Below are 15,912 nucleotides of genomic sequence, written 5' to 3'. Positions count from 1 at the left end.
TCATCTCTTATTTAGATATTTCGTTCAGGTACTTGGTCCCTAAAGCGTCTGCTGCAAATATTGCATTATATACCATTTCAGGAGTGACCGGGAATGGCATATTGTGGATCATCATACCGGGTTCGCAGGTCTTTTTGGCTACCTCCATAATCTTTTCTGGAGTGGGATTTTCAACTCCTATTTGACTTAAAGTGACAGGTAGGCCGACTTTAACGCAGAAATCCAAAACCTCTTTTATTTCTGCCCACGGATGGTCTTCTAGAACTAAATGGACGAGAGTGCCGAAGGCCACTTTTTCTCCGTGATAAACTTTATGGGTTTCCTCTAGTATTGTGAAGCCGTCGTGAACTGAATGGGCGGCAGCAAGTCCTGAGCTTTCAAAACCTATACCGCTAAGCAATGTGTTAGCTTCAATTATTTTTTCAACTGCGGGAGTTACGACTCCTTTTTCTACGGCTATCTTTGCCTGTTCGCCGTATTCGATTAAAAGCTCGTAGCAAAGTCTTGCCAATTTCAAAGCTGTGACGGTGGAGTACCCGCCGGGAATGTTCTTCGAAGCTGACTGGTAACATGAATTGGCTTCAAACCAGGTGGCAAGGGCGTCGCCCATTCCGGATACGAGAAATCTTGCAGGAGCTTTTGCGATTATCTCTGTGTCTAATAAAACTAAATCGGGGTTTTTCGCAAGTATAAAGTATCTGTCGAATACTCCGTCTTCTGTGTATATTACGGAGAGCGCGCTGCAGGGCGCATCAGTAGCGGCAATAGTAGGAACAATGACTATTGGTAACTTTAAAAGTGCGGAAATTGCCTTACCCGTGTCAATTACCTTTCCGCCGCCTACGGAAATGACAACATCGCACTTTTCGGATACGGCTATTTCCTTCAAGCGATTTATCTCGCTGTCGCAGCATTCTCCTCTAAATGTTTCGAATTTGAAGGAGATATTTTGGTCTTCCAAGCTTTTCTTTATAATTTCTTGAGTTTGAGATATGGCAGTTTTCCCACCGATTACAAAAGCTTTTTCCCCTAGGTGTTTTATCTGTTCGCCTAAAAATTTCAAAGCTCCGGGACCTTGGACATACCGCGATGGTGAAATTAGAATTTTTATGCCCACTATTTCATCCCTCCAATTTTTAATTTTTATGTGTTTTATAATTTTATTAATGTTGAATAATTCCTCTTAAAAAAATTGACTTTTCGTTTAGCAAAACTTTGATGTGATTTTATGAAATCGGAGTTCTTCTAAACCTAAAACCACATGCCCAAAAGTCAAATCAGTCCATTTATTAGGCTAAAAAAATACTATCTTTTTTGCAGTTGTCTTTAATTCAGAAATGTGCCATTCAAAAAAATACAGAAGTTCAGGTCAATTGGATATAGAGGGAAGGTTTGCTGGAACATTGAATTTTAATAAAAAAAAATATTTTTTTGGAGGTGTTTTTTAAATGAATGGTGAAGCATTGGGCATGGTAGAAACGAAAGGCTTAATTCCTGCAATCGAGGCGGCGGACGCCATGGTAAAAGCTGCGAATGTAAAACTAATCGGCTATGAAAAAATAGGGTCAGGGCTTGTGACAGTAATGGTACGCGGGGATGTAGGTGCTACGAAAGCTGCTACCGATGCCGGAGCAGCCGCAGCAAGAAAAGTGGGAGAAGTTGTTTCTGTTCATGTCATTCCGCGTCCTCACAGCGATGTGGAGAAAATTCTTCCAAAAGCTGAATAGATTGATGAAAATTTTTCAGGAGGTGAAATAAAGTGGATGAATTGATGATTAAGAAAGTTGTGCAGGAAATACTAGATAAAGTCGGTAAGGAAGAGAAAAAGCCTGCAGGACCGGCATTAGAAAATCCAGGCGTTACAGAATTTGTGGGGACCTCAATAGGCGATACCATAGGGCTTGTAATAGCAAATATTGATTCAACGCTGCAGGAAAAAATGGGACTAGACAAGAGATTTCGCTCAATTGGCATTTTGGGAGCGAGAACGGGAGCAGGTCCCCAGATAATGGCGGCAGATGAAGCAGTAAAAGCTACTAATACCGAAATTGTTTCCGTAGAACTTGCGAGGGACACCAAAGGCGGAGCAGGGCACGGCTGTTTAATTATATTCGGTGCGGAAGAGGTATCCGATGCAAGAAGGGCAATTGAAGTAGCTTTAAAAGAACTTCCGAGAACCTTCGGGGATGTTTATGCTAATGATGCAGGTCACCTCGAATTTCAGTACACTGCCAGGGCAAGCTATGCCATAGAAAAGGCTTTTGGCGCTCCTCTAGGCAAAGCATTTGGGCTAATCGTAGGAGCACCGGCAGCAATCGGCGTTGTCTGCTGCGATACCGCAGTAAAAGCGGCTGAAGTGGATATAGTAGGTTATGCAAGTCCCGCAAAGGGAACCAGCTTCACCAATGAAGCAATACTTTTCATTTCCGGTGATTCCGGGGCGGTAAGGCAAGCATTGATAGCTGCAAGAGATGTAGGCAAAAGACTGCTTGCAACATTGGGCGAAGAACCGAAATCTTTAGGAGTGCCGTATATTTAACTTTGATGTAAGGGAAAGGAGGGCTTAGGATTGAAGTCCAAACGTTTTCAAGTATTGGCCGAAAGGCCTGTCAATAAAGATGGATTTGTAGCTGAATGGCCGGAAGTGGGATTAATAGCGGTGGATAGCCCTAACGATCCAAAACCGAGCATAAAAATAGAAAACGGCAAAATTGTGGAAATGGATGGCAAAAAAAGAGAAGACTTTGATATGATAGAGCAGTTTATCGCGGACTACGCAATAGATGTGGAAATGGCAGAAAAAGCGATGAAAATGGACAGCTTAGAAATAGCGAAAATGTTGGTCGATGTCAATGTTCCGCGGGAGGAAATTATAAAGATAGCGAGCGGGTTGACTCCTGCGAAGATTGTAGATGTAGTGAAGCAATTGAATGTAGTTGAAATCATGATGGCGATTCAGAAAACGCGCGCAAGAAAAAGACCAGGTAATCAATGCCACGTAACGAATTTGAGAGATAACCCGGTTTTGCTTGCTGCTGATGCTGCAGAAGGCGCGTTGAGGGGTTTTGACGAGGAAGAGACGACTGTCGGCATTACGAGGTATGCTCCTTTTAATGCCTTGGCATTGCTGATAGGCTCTCAAACCGGCAGGGGAGGAGTTTTAACCCAGTGCGCTCTTGAGGAGTCCTTTGAGTTGACAATCGGCATGAGAGGATTTACGTCTTATGCTGAAACCATTTCGGTATATGGTACAGAACAGGTCTTTGTGGATGGAGACGACACGCCGTGGTCAAAGGCGTTTTTGGCGTCAGCTTATGCTTCTCGCGGTTTGAAAATGAGGTTTACATCGGGAACAGGTTCTGAAGTTCAAATGGGATATGCAGAAGGAAAATCCATGCTTTACCTTGAGGCTCGCTGCGTTCTGATAACAAAAGGCGCAGGAGTACAAGGCTTGCAGAATGGTTCTATAAGCTGTATAGGAGTTCCTGGAGCTGTACCATCGGGTATCAGGGCTGTTGCGGCGGAAAACCTCATAACCACGATGCTCGACCTTGAAGTTGCTTCTGGCAGCGACCAGACTTTTTCGCACTCTGACATCAGAAGAACGGCCAGAACGTTGCTTTTGATGTTGCCTGGGACCGACCTCATTTTCTCGGGCTACAGCGCAGTGCCCAATTACGACAATATGTTCGCAGGATCAAACTTTGACATAGAAGATATAGACGATTATCTTGTTCTCCAAAGGGACTTAATGGTGGATGGAGGAGTAAGGCCGGTAACCGAAGAAGAGGTAATTGCAGTAAGAAACAAAGCTGCTAGGGCTTTGCAAGCTGTGTTTAAAAAGCTAGGGCTTCCACCTATTACCGATGAAGAAGTGGAAGCCGCGACCTATGCCCACGGTTCAAAGGATATGCCCGAGAGGGATGTGAACGAAGACCTGAAAGCAGCGACGGAACTTATGAACAGGGGCATTACAGGACTTGATATCGTGAAGGCCCTTGTGGAAAGCGGTTTTGGAGATATTGCCGAAAACATTCTCAACATGTTAAAACAGAGGATTGCAGGAGACTACCTCCATACCTCTGCGGTGCTTGACAAAAACTTCAATATAGATTCGGCTGTGAACAATCCCAATGATTATAGAGGACCCGGTACCGGATACAGGCTATCGCCAGAGAGATGGAATGAAATCAAAAATATACCCCAAGCTCTAAAGCCCGAGGATTTCGATAAAAAGGAAGGGAGGGCGTAAGGATGGTAAACACTGAAATGCTTGTGGAAGAAGTAGTAAAAGAGGTGCTGAAAAGGCTGTCGGCAGAAAAAGCGGATTCGGCAGAAAAACCGGATAGTATACCAAAAGACAGAGAACTTATCTTGGAAGAAATAGGCCCTGCTCAGAAAGGTACAAAAGAAGATGAAGTTGTGATTGGGATTTCGCCTGCTTTTGGAGTTAAATTTCACGAAAACATAGTAGGTCTTCCTCTTTCGGAAATATTGAGAGAAATAATGGCAGGCATTGCTGAAGAAGGGCTGAAAGCAAGGGTAATAAGAGTTACGCATACTGCTGATGTGGCTTTCATCGCTCATACTGCCGCGAAACTTTCCGGTTCGGGGGTAGGGATTGGCATTCAATCGAGGGGAACTACTGTGATTCATCATAAAGATTTGCAGCCTTTAAACAATCTTGAACTGTTTCCACAGTGTCCTGTTTTAACTCTTGATACCTACAGGGCTATCGGAAAGAATGCAGCCCTTTACGCAAAGGGAGAGTCGCCAACACCTGTGCCCGTTATGAATGATCAAATGGCCAGACCAAAGTTCCAAGCTAAAGCTGCTGTAATGCATAATTTCGAAACCCAGTTTGTAAAGCCAGGTTCGAAACCCGTTGAACTCAGGGTATCCTTTGGCAAAGGAGGCGCAATTTAATGATAGATGAAAAAGCCCTTGAGGAAATAGTGAGACAAGTTTTGCAAGAATTGGGGAGCAAAAAAGAAGAGGTTAAAACAGAGCAGAAAAAGTGCAGCGGAGGATATGGTTTAGATCCCAAAAAGGATTACCCCTTGTCCCAAAAACGTCCAGAGCTTTTGAAGTCTGCCACTGGGAAGAGGTTCACGGATATAACTCTTGAAGAAGTAGTAAATGGAAACGTTAAGCCAGATGATTTAAGAATTTCGCCAGAAACCTTGTTAATGCAGGCGGAAATTGCAGAAAAAGTCGGTAGGAAGCAATTTGCAAATAACCTGAGAAGGGCAGCAGAACTCACGAGGGTTCCTGACGAAAGGATATTGGAGATATACAATGCATTAAGACCTTATAGATCGACAAAAGAGGAATTGTTGGCTATAGCTGATGAATTGGAAAATAAATACAATGCTCCGATTTGCGCTGCATTTGTACGGGAAGCTGCAGATGTCTATGAGAGAAGAAAGAGACTAAAGGGGATGGAATAAAAAAATGATTATTGCAGGCGTCGACATTGGAAACAATACCACCGAAATTGCTCTTGCAAAGATTATTAACAACAAGCCTGTGTTTTTGGCAAGCGGAATATCGAAGACTACCGGCATTAAGGGGACTCCTGAGAATGTAGTAGGAATAAGATTGGCGTTGGAAGATGCTGTAGGAAAGGCCGGAATAGACATAAAGGAAGTGAAACTGCTTAGATTAAACGAAGCTACACCTGTTATAGCCGATGTGGCTATGGAAGCAATAACAGAAACGATAATTACCGAGTCTACTATGATCGGGCATAATCCGTCGACGCCGGGGGGAGTTGGGTTGGGGGTAGGAAAAACTACCCCCATCTTTGAATTAACTTCGAAAAACCCCGGCGAAAAAGTTATAGCGGTTGTGCCTAAAAATGTGGATTATGAAGATGCGGCGAGGCTTATCAACCGAGCCTTAGAAAGAGGCATTGATGTTCAAGGAGCAATAGTGCAAAAAGATGACGGAGTTTTGATATCCAACAGGTTGAAAAAAAATATTCCTATTGTAGATGAAGTATCTCTTATAGAAAAGGTCCCTCTAAACATGTTGGCATGCGTTGAAGTAGCGGAACAAGGTTTTACTATTAAGACTCTTTCAAATCCTTACGGGATAGCTTCGGTTTTTAATTTAAGCCCTGAAGAGACTAAAAACGTCGTTCCCATTGCAAGAGCGCTGATAGGGAACCGCTCTGCGGTTGTTATTAAGACTCCGCAAGGTGATGTGCAGGAAAGAAAAATTCCTGCAGGGAGCTTAAAATTGAAAGGCCAGAATTCTATAGCAGTTGTAGATTTAGAAGAAGGCGCTGAAAAAGTAATGAAAGCGGTTGAACAGGTTTGGCCTTTAGTTGATGCGGAGGGAACTCCGTCTACAAATGTTGGTGGCCTTATTTCTAGGGTAAAAGAAATAATGGCCGAGGTGACTTTTCAAAATCCGAAGGAAATAAGAATCCAGGATATTTTGGCAGTAGATACGCTGGTGCATCAAAAAGTGACCGGAGGAATAGCTAATGAATTTTTCTCAGAAGATGCAGTAGCTATTGCTGCAATGGTTAAAAGCACAAAGCTCCCTATGGAAAAGGTGGCAGAAAGGGTAGAAAAAGAATTGAATATTCCCGTCGAAATAGCGGGAGTAGAAGCTAATATGGCAATTTTAGGGGCTTTAACCACACCCGGTACCGATATTCCAGTGGCAATACTTGATTTAGGCGGGGGTTCAACGGACGCGGCTTTAATGAACAAGAAAAGAGAAGTCACAAGTGTCCACCTTGCAGGGGCAGGAGAAATGGTAAATATGCTGATAGCTGCAGAGCTAGGCATATCTGACAAGCAAATGGTTGAAGACATAAAACGTTATCCTGTGGCAAAGGTTGAGAGTCTGTTTTCTATAAGGCTTGAAGACGGAACAGTGAGGTTTTTTGATAAACCTTTAGATCCGCGGACTTTTGCAAGAGTGTGCTTGTTAAAAGAAGGAAATTTAATTCCCCTTCCAGCAGAGTTGAACATGGAAAAGATAAGAGAAGTGAGAAGGAATGCAAAGAAAAAAGTGTTTGTCACGAATGCTATTAGGGCTCTCTCGAAAGTAGCTCCTTCAGGAAATATAAGGCTGATCGATTTTGTGATAATGGTTGGTGGTTCAGCTTTAGATTTTGAAATACCAGAGATGATATCTGATACGTTGGCAAATTACGGCATTGTCGCGGGGAGAGGAAATATAAGGGGGACAGAAGGGCCGAGAAACGCCGTAGCAACAGGCTTGGTGCTTTCAGGGTGGGGTAAGTAAGATGAGAGTTTTTGAAGAAATAAAGCCAGCAGTGAAAATTTATTGTGAGGACAATGATGTGGTAAAGCCTTTTTTGAAGAAAGTACGTGAAGGGTTGGAAGAAGAAGGGGTGCCTTACGAAATCGATATAAAGTATGGCGAAGAGCCGGAATATATGGCTGCCAGCGCGGCAAGGGAGTCTAGGATAAATATTGGAATATTCATAGGGAAAGATGGGATTTGCATACTTCAGCACTCAAAAATGCCTTATAGTATGCCTATTATGAAAATTTACCCCAATTTGGGCGTCGTGGATGAATATAGGATGTTGGGAACAAATGCTGCGAGACTCGCCAAAAATATGCCATTGAAGTTTTAACGAAGGAGGGAGATCGTGCGAGAAAAGAAGGCTTTGGGATTGATTGAGACAGTGGGCCTGGTGGCGGCAATTGAGGCGGCTGATGCGGGGGTAAAAGCGGCAAATGTAAAGTTGATAGGGTATGAGCTCGCAAAAGGCGGGGGGCTTACTACAGTAAAGTTTACGGGAGATGTCGGAGCAGTAAAAGCCGCGGTGGAAGCGGGTAAAGCAGCGGCGGAAAGAGTAGGCAAGGTATACGCCGTTCATGTGATACCAAGGCCTGACAATCAGGTGGAGGATTTCTTCGAGAAAATTGAAAAGGCGGAAAGAAAAGAAAAGCAGGTTGATGATAATGTAGGCGTCAAGATGGATGTTGATAAAGAAAAAGAGGAAACGAAAGAGAAAGTAGAAGAAGTAGAAGAAGTAGAAGAAGTAGAAGAAGAGGAAGAGGACGCAGGAGCCATGGAGACAGAAGTTAGATGGGATGAAAATAAAGAACCTACGTGCAATTTGTGCAAAGATCCAAAATGTCCCAGGAAGAAAGGTGAACCTCGGACGCTGTGCATACATTTCAAAGAAAGAGAAGAAAATGTGAAAGCAGACCTGTGAAAAAGAGGTGAAATAATTGCTTAGAGAATGTGACTTGGATGGGATTGTTAAAAAAGTGATAGAAAAAGTTAAAAATGGGATAGATTTTAAGACTAAAAGAGTTCAGGAAGTTGTTATAAATGTTTCAGCAAGGCATGTTCATCTTTCGCAGGAACATTTAGAAGTATTGTTTGGGAAAGGTTATAAATTGACTCCCTTGAGGGAATTGATGCAACCTGGGGAATTTGCGGCAAAAGAAACGGTGATAATAGTAGGGCCAAAAGGGATTCTCCAAAACGTTAGAGTGTTGGGGCCGGTAAGGAAGAAGACACAGGTCGAAATTTCTAAAACGGATGGTTTTGTCCTGGGTATAGAGCCTTTAGTTAGAGACTCTGGAAATCATGAAGGAACCCCTGGATGCGTCATAGTAGGGCCAATGGGTGGAGTCAGAATCGAAAACGGCGTAATTGCGGCGATGCGGCATATACATGTTCCCGCACGGTTTGCAGAGGAAAATGGAATCAAAGATAGGAGTTTTTTAAAAGTTTTAGTGGAAGGTGAAAGAAAGTTAATTTTTGACAAAGTTCTGGCGAGAGTATCTCCTGATTTTGTGCTGGAAATGCATATCGATACTGATGAAGCTAATGCTTCTGGTATAAAAAGCGGGGACAAGGGTTTGATTCTGTTTGAATAATTTTTTGTCCTTTTCTCAAGAGGCGGAAGGAGAATTTTATGTGTGATATGTACGGCGAAAAGTTGTGTGAAGTGTTTGCTTCCTGTGTGAACTCAAAGCCGCTTAAAAAAGCCGAAAAATACAAAGTGGGAGTTGATCTGGGTACAGCAAACATAGTCGTGGCTGTTTTAGATGAAAAAGGAGAACCAGTTGCCGGGAAAATGCAAAGAGCTCAAGTTGTAAAGGATGGGCTGGTTGTTGACTTTGTTGGGGCGAGGAATATAGTGGCAAGAATGATAGAAGAATTAAATGAAGAATTAAGTACCGAACTTTCAAGAGGAGCTTGTGCAGTACCTCCTGGAACGAGTATAGCTGATTCAAAAGCGACGATGTATGTAGTTGAATCGGCAGGGCTGGAAGTATTGTGCATCGTGGATGAACCGACAGCTGCATCAAAGGTTCTCGGGATTTCAGAAGGGGCGGTCGTAGATGTGGGCGGTGGAACAACAGGTATATCCGTATTGAAAGATGGCAAGGTGGTCTACACGGCGGATGAGCCCACCGGGGGCACTCATTTTACTTTAGTGTTGGCAGGGCATTTTAATATTGCATTTGATGAAGCTGAAGCTATGAAATTAGATGAAAAAAATCAAAAGAGGCTTTTTCCAGTGTTAAAGCCTACAATGGAAAAAGTAGCTGATATTATAAAGAGACACATAGAAGGTTTCAGTGTGGAAACTATTTATCTGGTTGGCGGGGCAAGCGCACTTTACGGCTTAAAAGATGTAGTAGAAAATGCCATCGGCGTAAAGGCTGTGGTACCAAAATACCCGCTTTTTATTACTCCGTTAGGAATTGCACTTTCGTGCCCTTAAAGGGGGATGATTTTTGTGGGATTAGAAGAAAAGATAAGGGAAATCGTTATTGAAGTTTTAAAGAAATACTATAAGACAAGGATTCTGGTAATAGTAACAGGTGGTATGGTAAATGCGGATGTTTCCATAAAGGAGCTGAAAAGCCTCAAAGATGAACATGATTTAATATACTCCCTCGTGTTTACAAAGAATGCCGCAAAAGTACATGATATAAGAAGGATTTCTGAAGAGTTAGAGGCGGAAAGTGTAATTATTGATGGAGAAGAAAAAATTAATGTGAAAGATTTTTTAAAGCAGTTTAAAGCAGTAATTATCGCGGTACTTACCAGGAATACTGCCGCGAAAGTTGCGAATCTTTTCCTGGACAATTTAACTACTCAAATAATAGTTGATGCGCTGATGCTTGGAATACCGGTCATTGCCTCTAGAGATGCTGCAGATCCATTTTTAAAGCCGTGGCAGGATATGGGGTTTATTTGGATGGGAAAGGGATTGAGAGAGGCGTACAGTGAAATTTTAAATAAAATAGAAAAATACGGAGTTATATTGTGTAATGCTGCGGATATTAAAGCTAAGGTTTTAAGCGTTATCTTTGGAAGCCCGATAAAGAATGAAGCTTCGGAATATAGCCCGATGAGAAAGGTATATATAGAGAAAAATGTAATTACAAGGGAAGATCTTGCCGTATATAAAGGGATACAAGGCGAAATACGTATCCCCAAAAATGCAGTAATTACTCCGCTTGCAGCAGATTACATAAGGGAAAATTCTTTAAAAATTTATAGAGGCTGAGGTGGTAAGGTGATAATTGCGAAGGTAGTAGGCAATGTAGTCGCAACAAAAAAGAATGAAGGACTTGTCGGAGCAAAACTTTTGGTGGTTAAGCCGGTTAATGAAAAAGACGAAGATGGAAATTTAAAAGAGGAAGAAAAATTCCTCGTAGCTGTAGACAGCGTAGGAGCAGGAATTGGAGAGATGGTCCTTTTAGTGACGGGAAGCACCGCTACAAAGATAATGAATGATGCTAATGCCCCTGTAGATGCTGCGGTTGTTGGGATTATCGATGAAATCGAAATCCATTGAAAAAGAGGGGTAGCTCATGAAAATTTATACGAAAAAAGGTGATAAAGGTGAAACGAGCCTCCTTGGGGGAAAGAGAGTAAAAAAGAGCGATATAAGGGTAGAGGCTTATGGCACGGTGGATGAAGTTGTGGCATTGATTGCGTTTGCCCGCGCAAATGTGAATACTCAAAAGTCAAAAGACTTACTCTTAAAGGTCGAAAAAGAACTTTTTAAATTGGGTGCGGAACTTGCATGTGCCGAACCGGAAAAGGTTCTGAAAGACCGGATTACAGAAGACGATATAATGTGGTTAGAAGACAAAATAGATGATTTAATGGAAGAAATAGAATTTAAAAAGGACTTTGTGCTGCCTGGACCATATCCTTCGTCATCTTCTTTGCATATTGCGCGGACAGTTGTGAGAAGAGCAGAAAGGCTTGTTGTGAGGTTGTCGGAAGAAGAAAATGTAAGACCTGAGGTTTTAAGGTATTTAAACAGGCTGTCTGATTTTTTGTTTACTCTTTCCCTATATGAAGAAAAAGAAGAGGTAGTAAAAAGATCTTTGGAAGAAATTAAAAAGAAAATATCGAGTGGAGGTTTAAACAGAATGGGGCAAGAAGGAACATGCGAAAATTTAAATCTAGAATTGGCTTTAAAGATTTTGAAAAAAGCTGAGGAAAAAGCCGTGGAGATAAATAAACCCATGTGTATTGCTGTCGTGGATGCAGGAGGAAATCTATTAGCTTTTCATAGAATGGATGACGCATTGCTTGTGAGCATTGAAATTGCCATAAACAAAGCGTTTACAGCGGTAATGCTGAAAATGGAAACATCAAGGCTGGCAGAACTTGCAAAGCCGAATGGGGAGCTTTTCGGAATAAATAATGCCTATAACGGAAGAATTGTGCCTTTTGGCGGCGGCATACCCATTTTCAAAAACGGGAAACTTATCGGCGCGATAGGCGTAAGTGGCGGGACGGTAGATGAAGACGTAGTCGTTGCAAAGGCTGGAATTTCGGCAATTTAGTTTTGAGGAGGTAATGTTATGGTAGATGAAAAAGTTGTCGCAACAATTGCTAAAAGAATAATTGAAGAATTAAATCTGAGTAGTAAGAGTGATTCAAAAGAGGAATACGGAATATTTAGCAATTTGGACGATGCCGTGGAAGCGGCATCGAGGGCCCAGAGGAAATTGGCGATGCTAGATTTAGAAAAAAGGGAAGAGATAATTCAGGCCATAAGGGAAGCCTGCCTGAATAACGCTAGGTTCCTAGCTGAATTGGCAGTGAAGGAGACTGGAAGGGGCCGTGTGGAAGATAAAATCGTCAAAAATATTTTAGCGGCTAAAAAGACTCCAGGGACAGAAGATTTAAAACCCCATTGCTGGACGGGTGACCATGGCTTAACTCTCGTTGAAATGGCTCCAGTAGGAGTTATTGGCTCTATAACTCCTGTTACCAATCCTACGGCGACAATAATAAATAATTCGATAAGTATGCTCGCGGCTGGCAATGCAGTAGTGTTCAACCCTCACCCTTCTGCCAAGATATGTTCTAATAAAGCGGTGGAGATCATAAACGATGCGATAATGAAAGCTGGGGGACCAAAGCATCTGGTGACGTCGGTAGCAGAACCCACAATTGAAACTGCAAAAGCTTTGATGTCTCATCCGAAGATCAACCTTATTTGCGCAACAGGAGGAAAAGCAGTTGTACAAGAGGCGCTAAGGTCAGGCAAGAAAGCTATAGGTGCGGGGGCGGGTAACCCGCCGGTTATCGTCGATGAAACGGCTGATATTATTAAAGCAGCCCATGATATATTGTGCGGGGCAAGTTTTGATAATAACCTTCCCTGCATTGCGGAGAAAGAACTCATTGCAGTAGAATCTATCGCCGACAGGTTCATAGAGAGGCTGGCGAGGGAAGGGGCTTATATATTAAGAGGTAAAGATATTGATAGGATGACAGAACTAATTTTTGACGAAAATTGTAACGTGAATAAAGATCTTATTGGCAAGGACGCTTCTTATATATTAAAGCAAATAGGAATAGAAGTCGGGACAGATGTAAGACTTGCTGTGATGCCTGTTGAGCCGGATCATCCTCTCGTGCATCATGAACAATTAATGCCGGTGTTGCCTTTTGTCAGAGTTCCAAATGTAGAAGAAGCCATAGAACTTGCGGTCAGGGCTGAGGGAGGAAACAGGCACACAGCGATAATGCACTCCAAGAATATCGATAATATGACGAATTTTGCAAGGGCCATTCAGACGACAATTTTTGTAAAAAATGCGCCTTCCTACGCAGGCATAGGTGCTGGCGGAGAAGGGTATACAACCTTTACTATAGCTGGACCGACCGGAGAAGGGCTTACTTCTGCAAAGAATTTTACAAGGCAGAGAAGATGCGTGCTGGTAGATGCCTTCAGAATCATCTAATAAGAGGGATTGATGGCAAATGATTGACAGCAATGAAATAATCGAACAGGTGAGAAATGCTGGAGTTGTAGGGGCGGGGGGCGCAGGCTTCCCTGCCCATATCAAATTAAATAACAAATGTGATGTGGTAATTGCCAATTTTGCTGAATGTGAACCCCTGCTTTTTACGAACCAAGCATTAGTTATGGCAAAAGTCGATGAAGTTTTGGAAGGCCTGCAACTGGCGATGAAGGCAACAGGAGCAAAGATGGGTATAATTGCGCTGAAGAAGAAATACAGCGATTGCAAAAGAGTGCTTTCGGATAAACTCAAAGATTATGATAATATGGAAATTTTTGAGTTAGGCGATTTTTATCCTGCGGGAGACGAGCATGTAATTGTTAGAGAGGTATTGGGAAGGAAAATTCCGATGGCCGGTATACCTTTAGATGTAGGGGCTGTTGTGCACAATGTAGAGACTCTTTACAATATTAAAAAAGCATACAGTGATAAATTGCCTGTGACAGAAAAATTCGTTACCGTAGGGGGAGCAGTTAAATACCCATTGGTATTAAATGTGCCTGTAGGGATGAAATTCAGCGAACTTCTCGATTTAGCAGGAGGGCCTACAGCAAAGGACTTTATATTGATAGACGGCGGTCCGATGATGGGAAAAGAGGTAGGGCTTGACGATGTAGTAACAAAAACGACTTCGGCCCTTTTGGTTGTACCCATTAATACGCTGCCTTACAGCTCAAGGAGGATTAAAATTGATGTGCAGCTGAAGAGAGCAAGGACTGCTTGTTGCCAGTGCAGAATATGTACCGATTTGTGTCCGAGGTACTTGCTGGGCCATAAACTAGAACCCCACAAAATAATGCGGGCAATATCGTTTGGTCTTATGGACGCTGAATCTTTGATTAATTCTTTGCTGTGTTCAGAATGCGGACTCTGCGAAGTGACGTGCCCAATGGGGTTAAGTCCAAGGAATATAAATGCAAGTCTAAAGAAAATGCTTTTCGAGAAAAAGGTGAGGTTTAATAAAACATTAGTGGAGACAGAAAGACCCGAAAGGGAAATCAGGAAATTTTCTGCAAAAAAGCTGCTTGTCCGGTTGGGCTTATCGGATTATTACCGGCATATTGATTATACTGATAAAAAGATAAAAGCAAAAGAAGTTAAGTTGTTGTTAAAACAACATGCGGGAAGTCCAGCAATTCCTGTAGTAAAAGTGGGGGACAAAGTAAACAAAAATGATGTCGTTGCTAAAATTCAAGAAGGGCAGCTTGGTGCAAATATTCACGCCAGTATTGACGGCACAGTAGTAAAAATAGACGAAACCTCTATAGTAGTCAAAAGTGAATGAGGAGGAAATAAATATATGAAAGCTTTGGGGCTTTTGGAGTTCAGAGAGATAACAAGAGGTCTTGTGGCGTCCGACAAAATGCTGAAATCCGCACCAGTAGAACTAATAACAGCGACGAGTGTCTGTCCCGGAAAATTTGTCATTTTAATCACCGGTGAAGTCAGTGCAGTGAAAAATGCTATTCAAGCGGGCAAAGAAGAGTTCAAAGACGGGGTGATAGATGAGCTTCTAATTTCAAATCCGCATGAATCATTGCTTTCGGCTCTATCCGGAACGACAGAAATAAATTTAGAAAAGCAATCCTTGGGGCTTATAGAGACCTTTAGCGTGGCTTCGGCGATTAAAGCAGCGGATGCCGCTGCAAAAGGTGGTAATGTAGTAGTTTCTGAAGTAAGGCTTGCTAGGGGAATGGGAGGAAAATCCGTTGTCATTATTTTAGGCGAAGTGAGCGCTGTAAAATCCGCTGTCAGCAGCGGCATTCAAGCAGTTGAAGAGGGCCTGTTGGTATCCCACGCGGTAATAAGCAATGTAACCCAGAAGCTTTTAAAATCATGGGTTTAAGCTGTTAATTGTAAAATTAAATGCGACACTTGATTTTCAGGCAAACTGCATAATGACATCTTGTTAAGTATTTTCAATTATGTGATAAAATATTTTAACAAAAAACCAAGGAGGGGTTGCCATGATAAGGGCAATTATAGGCCCTGGCAAATACGTCCAGGGGAATGGGGTTTTAAAGCACATTAAAGAGCATACGATGAAGCTGGGGAGTTCATTTTTCATCATAGCCAGCGAAAACGGCATCAAAAGGACAAGACCGACAATAGAGGAAAGCTTCGCGGGCGAAAAGGTAAAACTCACTTTTGAGCCATTCAACGGGGAATGTTCGGAAAATGAGATAAACAGGCTAAAAGCTTTAGCCGAACAGCAAGGTTCGGAAGTGATTGTGGGAATAGGCGGCGGAAAGGTCCTCGATACAGCGAAAGCGGTGGCCTATTTCTTGTCAAGGCCTGTTGTGATTGTGCCCACCGTTGCATCTACCGATGCGCCGTGCAGCGCGCTTTCCGTCATATATACCGACGAAGGAGTTTTCAGCAAGTACTTATTCCTTCCCCAAAATCCCGATGTGGTCCTGGTAGATACCGGGATGATAGCAAAAGCTCCGGCAAGACTCTTAGTAGCTGGCATGGGCGATGCCTTAGCCACTTATTTTGAAGCCCGGGCTTGTATGCGCTCGAATGCCAAAGCATTGTCGGGCGGGCAGAGCACGAAGGCTGCCATGGCTCTTGCGGAACTCTGCTACAGGACGCTTTTGGAGGACGGGCTTAA

18 protein-coding genes are annotated in these 15,912 nt (G+C 42.7%); 17 read left to right on the top strand and 1 reads right to left on the bottom strand.

Annotated elements, in window-relative coordinates; all coding sequences use genetic code 11:
- Positions 1-7: 7 nt before the first annotated feature.
- Entirely contained in the window at positions 8-1,117 is a 1,110-nt protein-coding gene (locus BUB66_RS11075) for a glycerol dehydrogenase (protein WP_084099025.1), read from the bottom strand.
- A 331-nt stretch (positions 1,118-1,448) separates the two neighbouring features.
- Here BUB66_RS11075 and eutM point away from each other — a divergent pair, with 331 nt between their 5' ends.
- From eutM to BUB66_RS10990, 17 genes are all read left to right on the top strand, one after another.
- Positions 1,449-1,727 carry an ethanolamine utilization microcompartment protein EutM gene (eutM, locus tag BUB66_RS11070; protein ID WP_073258493.1) on the top strand — a complete coding sequence of 93 codons (279 nt, stop codon included), beginning with the start codon at positions 1,449-1,451 and terminating at the stop codon, positions 1,725-1,727.
- 32 nt (positions 1,728-1,759) lie between these two features.
- On the top strand, positions 1,760-2,539 hold the full coding sequence (gene pduB / locus BUB66_RS11065) for a propanediol utilization microcompartment protein PduB (RefSeq protein ID WP_073258491.1): 780 nt from the start codon (positions 1,760-1,762) through the stop codon (positions 2,537-2,539).
- 30 nt (positions 2,540-2,569) lie between these two features.
- On the top strand, positions 2,570-4,252 hold the full coding sequence (locus tag BUB66_RS11060; RefSeq protein ID WP_073258489.1) for a propanediol/glycerol family dehydratase large subunit: 1,683 nt from the start codon (positions 2,570-2,572) through the stop codon (positions 4,250-4,252).
- Positions 4,253-4,254: 2 nt separating this feature from the next.
- Positions 4,255-4,926, top strand: a complete 672-nt coding sequence (locus tag BUB66_RS11055) for a propanediol/glycerol family dehydratase medium subunit (RefSeq protein ID WP_073258487.1) — start codon at positions 4,255-4,257, stop codon at positions 4,924-4,926.
- A complete protein-coding gene (locus BUB66_RS11050; RefSeq protein ID WP_073258485.1) occupies positions 4,926-5,450 on the top strand; it encodes a diol dehydratase small subunit in 525 nt (174 codons plus the stop codon). Before BUB66_RS11055 ends, BUB66_RS11050 begins: the two co-directional genes overlap by 1 nt.
- A gap of 4 nt (positions 5,451-5,454) precedes the next feature.
- Positions 5,455-7,266 (top strand): diol dehydratase reactivase subunit alpha, encoded by a 1,812-nt coding sequence (locus tag BUB66_RS11045; RefSeq protein WP_073258483.1) that lies wholly within the window; start codon positions 5,455-5,457, stop codon positions 7,264-7,266.
- 1 nt (position 7,267) lies between these two features.
- On the top strand, positions 7,268-7,624 hold the full coding sequence (locus tag BUB66_RS11040; RefSeq protein ID WP_073258481.1) for a glycerol dehydratase reactivase beta/small subunit family protein: 357 nt from the start codon (positions 7,268-7,270) through the stop codon (positions 7,622-7,624).
- A 15-nt stretch (positions 7,625-7,639) separates the two neighbouring features.
- Positions 7,640-8,212, top strand: coding sequence for a BMC domain-containing protein (locus tag BUB66_RS12800; protein ID WP_073258479.1), 573 nt, complete (start codon positions 7,640-7,642; stop codon positions 8,210-8,212).
- Positions 8,213-8,246: 34 nt separating this feature from the next.
- Entirely contained in the window at positions 8,247-8,885 is a 639-nt protein-coding gene (gene pduL, locus BUB66_RS11030) for a phosphate propanoyltransferase (RefSeq protein ID WP_425291882.1), read from the top strand.
- Between the two features lie 38 nt (positions 8,886-8,923).
- A complete protein-coding gene (gene eutJ, locus BUB66_RS11025) occupies positions 8,924-9,739 on the top strand; it encodes an ethanolamine utilization protein EutJ (protein ID WP_073258477.1) in 816 nt (271 codons plus the stop codon).
- A 15-nt stretch (positions 9,740-9,754) separates the two neighbouring features.
- Complete coding sequence (locus BUB66_RS11020; protein ID WP_073258476.1) at positions 9,755-10,531, top strand: flavoprotein; 777 nt, start codon at positions 9,755-9,757, stop codon at positions 10,529-10,531.
- Positions 10,532-10,540: 9 nt separating this feature from the next.
- Entirely contained in the window at positions 10,541-10,822 is a 282-nt protein-coding gene (locus tag BUB66_RS11015; protein WP_073258474.1) for a EutN/CcmL family microcompartment protein, read from the top strand.
- A gap of 16 nt (positions 10,823-10,838) precedes the next feature.
- Entirely contained in the window at positions 10,839-11,828 is a 990-nt protein-coding gene (locus tag BUB66_RS11010; protein ID WP_073258472.1) for a cob(I)yrinic acid a,c-diamide adenosyltransferase, read from the top strand.
- Positions 11,829-11,846: 18 nt separating this feature from the next.
- Positions 11,847-13,238: an aldehyde dehydrogenase family protein gene (locus BUB66_RS11005; protein ID WP_073258470.1), complete on the top strand. Its 1,392-nt coding sequence runs from the start codon at positions 11,847-11,849 to the stop codon at positions 13,236-13,238.
- A gap of 19 nt (positions 13,239-13,257) precedes the next feature.
- Positions 13,258-14,583 (top strand): 4Fe-4S dicluster domain-containing protein, encoded by a 1,326-nt coding sequence (locus BUB66_RS11000; RefSeq protein WP_073258468.1) that lies wholly within the window; start codon positions 13,258-13,260, stop codon positions 14,581-14,583.
- A 15-nt stretch (positions 14,584-14,598) separates the two neighbouring features.
- Positions 14,599-15,144: a BMC domain-containing protein gene (locus tag BUB66_RS10995; RefSeq protein ID WP_073258466.1), complete on the top strand. Its 546-nt coding sequence runs from the start codon at positions 14,599-14,601 to the stop codon at positions 15,142-15,144.
- A gap of 121 nt (positions 15,145-15,265) precedes the next feature.
- The coding region (locus tag BUB66_RS10990) for an iron-containing alcohol dehydrogenase (RefSeq protein ID WP_143156277.1) at positions 15,266-15,912 on the top strand (647 nt) is incomplete at its 3' end.

The organism is Caldanaerovirga acetigignens (genome assembly GCF_900142995.1).
Taxonomy (GTDB): Bacteria; Bacillota; Thermosediminibacteria; order Thermosediminibacterales; family Thermosediminibacteraceae; genus Fervidicola; species Fervidicola acetigignens.
Note: the sequence above shows the minus strand (reverse complement) of the source record. Positions and strands in the feature narration are given on the sequence as shown.